Origin of the sequence: Chryseobacterium sp. P1-3 (genome assembly GCF_000738495.1) — a bacterium.
Classification (GTDB): Bacteria; Bacteroidota; Bacteroidia; order Flavobacteriales; family Weeksellaceae; genus Chryseobacterium; species Chryseobacterium gallinarum.
Genome location: NZ_JPEQ01000038.1, coordinates 1 through 4527, shown reverse-complemented (window position 1 = coordinate 4527; position 4527 = coordinate 1). Strand labels below are relative to the sequence as shown.

The window sequence follows — 4527 nt, the reverse complement described above, 5'->3', positions numbered from 1 at the left end:
TCCTCCATTTCCTGATTTGTTATTTTCAAATTTCATAATTCAAGAACTTTACTGTTAAAGATACAAAAATTACACCGGGACTCAATGATGGATAAAAACAGACCTTATTACAAAACTGATTACATTAGGACAAAAAGTAAAATTGGAAAAAATGGTTATAGCTTAATTGTCTTTACCTGTATAGTAGTTAAATTATCATGGATACCGACCTTAGGGACCTGTAGCAGTTCCTGCCAGATTTCACCCAGGCGGCTTTCCGTTGCATTGCGTGGGTCATTACCCTGTTCAGATAAGGTTTGCTCAGGAACAGGTAAAGCTTTACGGTCTACCTTACCGTTAGCATTGAGAGGAAGGGAATCCAATACAATGATATGGGCCGGAATCATATAACCAGGCAGCTGCATTTCAAGCCACTGTAACAAATCTTCTTTCTGGTAAGTATGCTCAGAAGCCGTTACATATGCTACCAGCTGGTAACTGCCTGTAGCATCAGGCCGGGCAACCACCACTGCTTGCCTGATCATCGGTGACCGAAGCAGTACAGCTGTTACTTCACCAGTCCTTACACAAACTCCTCTTATGATGATCTGATCGTCCGTATGTCCTACAAAAACAATATTCCCGTCAGGTAACCAGCGAACCAGGTCACCGGTTTTATAAAGCCTTTCGCCACTCCCTTCTTTAAATATATGGGGAATAAAGACTTTAGCTGTAAGTTCAGGACGGTTGTAATATCCATCAGACAGTCCCGCCCCGCCTATGTAAAGCTCCCCTGTAACCCCTACAGGAACAGGCTGCAGGTTCTTATCCAGGATATAAGCACGCAATGTAGGAATAGGTTTACCAATCACACTGCCGCTGCCATTCATCTCCTTTTCGGTAATCTCATGATAGGTAACATGTACCGTAGTCTCCGTAATCCCATACATATTGATTAATTTGCAGGATGGGAACAGCCTGTGCCAGCCTTTTAACCGGACCGGATGTAAAGCTTCCCCTCCAAAAATAACATAACGAACCTGCAGCGAAACAGGATTCAGCAAAACAGATTCCTGCAAAACATAAAAAGCTGAAGGGGTCTGGTTCAGGACGGTAACTCCCTCTTCTTCCAAAAGCCTTGTAAATGCCATCGTATCCCGGGCCATCACACGCGGAACAATCACCAGCCTTCCACCATAGAAAAGGGCACCATACATTTCCCAGACGGAAAAGTCAAAAGAATAAGAATGGAACATCGTCCAGACATCATTCTCATTAAAATCATACAATGGTTCAGAAGTCATAAACAAACGGACAACATTACGGTGGGGAATAACCACCCCTTTAGGCTGTCCCGTGGATCCCGAAGTATAAATGATATAAGCGGGCTGATCTGGCTCACAAACAGGCAGCTCAACAGGCTCCTCTTCCATGAACCATTCTCCGTCAAGGCATATGAAAAGGGATTCATACACATCCTGTACAGCTTTTAATGTATTTTCCAGCACCAGTACAACTTCAGCACGGGTATCAGACAGGATAAAGCGGATACGGTCTTCAGGGTATTCAGGATCTACAGGTACATATACCCCACCTGCTTTCAGGACTGCTAAAATCCCTACCATCATTTCCAGGCAATGACCCGTACAGATGGGAACAAGACTGCCTTTTTCCACCCCGGCAAGCTTCAGCCGCTTCGCAAGCCCGGTGGATTGCTCATCAAGCATACGGTAACTCAGGTACTCTCCCTCGAAGCTAACGGCAATATGGTCCGGAGTACGCTGAGCCTGGCCGGTAAACAAACTCACGATGGTCTGATCAGCAGGATAACTCGCCGGAATACCACTGAAGGAATATAATAACTGATCGGTTTCCCGGGCACTTAGCATCGGCATTTTCCCAATCGCTACATCGGGCATTGATACCACTGATTCTAAAAGCCGTTCAAAATGTCCCAGCAAACGTTCTATTGTTGAAGAGTTGAAAAGGTCATTACAGTAAGCAACGTTAGCCAACAAGCCATCCGGGGTTTCATGTACCGAAAAATGAAGGTCAAACTGGCTGGTACGATACTGGTAGTTCATTTTTTCAAGGCTGACTTCATCAAGGGTATTCATTTCTGCATCCGGAGCATTCTGCAATACAAATACTACCTGGAAAAGCGGATTTCTGCTGGTGTCACGTTCTCCTAACACTTGCTTGACAATCCTTTCAAAAGGAACCTCCTGGTGGTCATATGCTTCTAATAATGTTCCTTTGACACGTTGCAATGCTTCCCGGAAATCAGGATCCCCGCTCAAATCCGTACGTAGGGCAAGGGTGTTGACAAAAAAGCCAATCAAAGGTTCAAACTCTTGTTGCAAACGCCCGGATATAGCTCCTCCCACACAAATATCATCCTGGGAGCAGTAACGGTGAAGAAGCACCTTAAAGGCTGTCAACAGTGTCATATACAATGTAACATCCTCCCTTACAGAGAAGGATTTAAGCTGCCTGGTAAGCTCTTTGTTTACCCTGAACTTCATCGAATCCCCACGGACACTTTGCCGTGCAGAACGAACATAGTCAGTAGGCATATTCAATAGAGCCACGCCATTGAGTTTACGCTGCCAATATTCCAGTTCGCTGATCAGTGCTGGCTCCTGTTGCCGCTGCCAGATCGAATACTCTTTGTATTGTAACGGCAATTCAGGCAATTCAGGTTCTTCACCCTGAAGATAAGCCCGGTAGCAAAGATCAAGCTCTTTTGATAAAACAGACATAGACCAGCCGTCTGCCGCGATATGGTGAATATTGATTACCAATATATGGTCAGAGGAAGAAACCGGAATGAGATGGGCACGAAGCATATGTTCTGCTGAAAGGTCAAAAGGGGTTCTCACCCAATCATCTATCAGGGAATCAATACCTTGCTCATCCAGTGGCTCACCTTTATAAATGTCAGCCTTCCAATTGTTTTTCTCCAGGATATGCTGGTAAGGAACACCCTCCTCCTCACGGATTACAGTACGCAAAGCTTCATGACGGTCTACAATATATCCCAGTGCTTTTTCAAGGGATGGTATATCAAGAGGTCCTTTAAGCCTGAATACAGAGATAATATGGTATTGAACACTACCGTGCAGGCAGTCTATAAACCATAGGCGTTCCTGGCCAAAGGAAAGGGGAAGCTTTCCTGTATGATGTTCCGGGGAGCGGATTATACTGCCTGCAGGATCCTGGCCCTTGAGCTGGTCAATATGGGCAGCAAGGCGTTCAATGGTTTTACAGTTAAACAATACAGTAGGAGTTACATGCAGTCCCCATTCATTTTTGATAAAGGCACTTACCCGCATTGCCATCAGAGAATGCCCTCCCAGATGGAAGAAATTATCATGGATACCGACCTTAGGGACCTGTAGCAGTTCCTGCCAGATTTCACCCAGGCGGCTTTCCGTTGCATTGCGTGGGTCATTACCCTGTTCAGATAAGGTTTGCTCAGGAACAGGTAAAGCTTTACGGTCTACCTTACCGTTAGCATTGAGAGGAAGGGAATCCAATACAATGATATGGGCCGGAATCATATAACCAGGCAGCTGCATTTCAAGCCACTGTAACAAATCTTCTTTCTGGTAAGTATGCTCAGAAGCCGTTACATATGCTACCAGCTGGTAACTGCCTGTAGCATCAGGCCGGGCAACCACCACTGCTTGCCTGATCATCGGTGACCGAAGCAGTACAGCTGTTACTTCACCAGTCCTTACACAAACTCCTCTTATGATGATCTGATCGTCCGTATGTCCTACAAAAACAATATTCCCGTCAGGTAACCAGGATTCCTACTTGGGCCTGCTCCATGATTTTTTCTGTCAGGATGCTGGTATAGTTTTACCCGATCATATTTTTCAGCCAGCTGCTGACAAACCCTTAATGCATTATCCGGTGATTGGTCTTCAATAAGAATGACTTCATGAACATCATCAAACTGAAGAGCGGATTCCACAGCCTGAGGGATATATTTTTCTGCATTATAAACGGGAATAACTACTGATATTCTCATTTTTACTTTCTACTTTTACGATAAATTAAATCCTCCTTGTGTTTTTCCGTGTAGTACCACTTTTTGAAGTTGAAATTTAAGCTTTTAATTTTACTTTTAAAAATGCAGTAATCTTTTTTTTCTACGAAATGATAAAGAAACGCTGCCAGAGCGATTACAACGATGATTTTAAAAATAAAATATGGAATATTAAGATACCCTGTAACCTTAAATTTTCTGAAAAATATCTCCACGAAGGGGTGAGATAAGTACAAAGAATAGGAGATGTCGCCCAAAAAAATCAAAAAACGATTCCCTTTAAATTTAAAAGTATAATCAAACAGAAGAAAGGAAAATACAAATAATGATACAACCAATAAATTAAGCAAAGCATTTGTTGTAGTAATGATATCCAGTAAAAACAAAATAAAAGTGAGTATTCCGGTAACGGAAATAAGTGCTGCCCATTTCTTATGAATTACTATTTTATCAAGAATCAGGGCAAATACTATTCCTACCACAAAGAATAA

General features: G+C 43.2%; 3 protein-coding genes. All 3 read right to left on the bottom strand.

Translation table 11 applies throughout. From position 1 onward, the window contains the following. Nucleotides 1–155: 155 nt before the first annotated feature. Entirely contained in the window at nt 156–3737 is a 3582-nt protein-coding gene (locus HX13_RS21640) for an amino acid adenylation domain-containing protein (protein ID WP_262483597.1), read from the bottom strand. A 23-nt stretch (nt 3738–3760) separates the two neighbouring features. Then, the gene (locus HX13_RS21635) at nt 3761–4018 is read right to left on the bottom strand and encodes a glycosyltransferase family 2 protein (protein ID WP_050022749.1); all 258 of its coding nucleotides are present in this window, start codon (nt 4016–4018) and stop codon (nt 3761–3763) included. Between the two features lie 2 nt (nt 4019–4020). Next, on the bottom strand, nt 4021–4527 hold a 507-nt coding region (locus HX13_RS21630; protein ID WP_157837484.1), incomplete at its 5' end, for an acyltransferase family protein.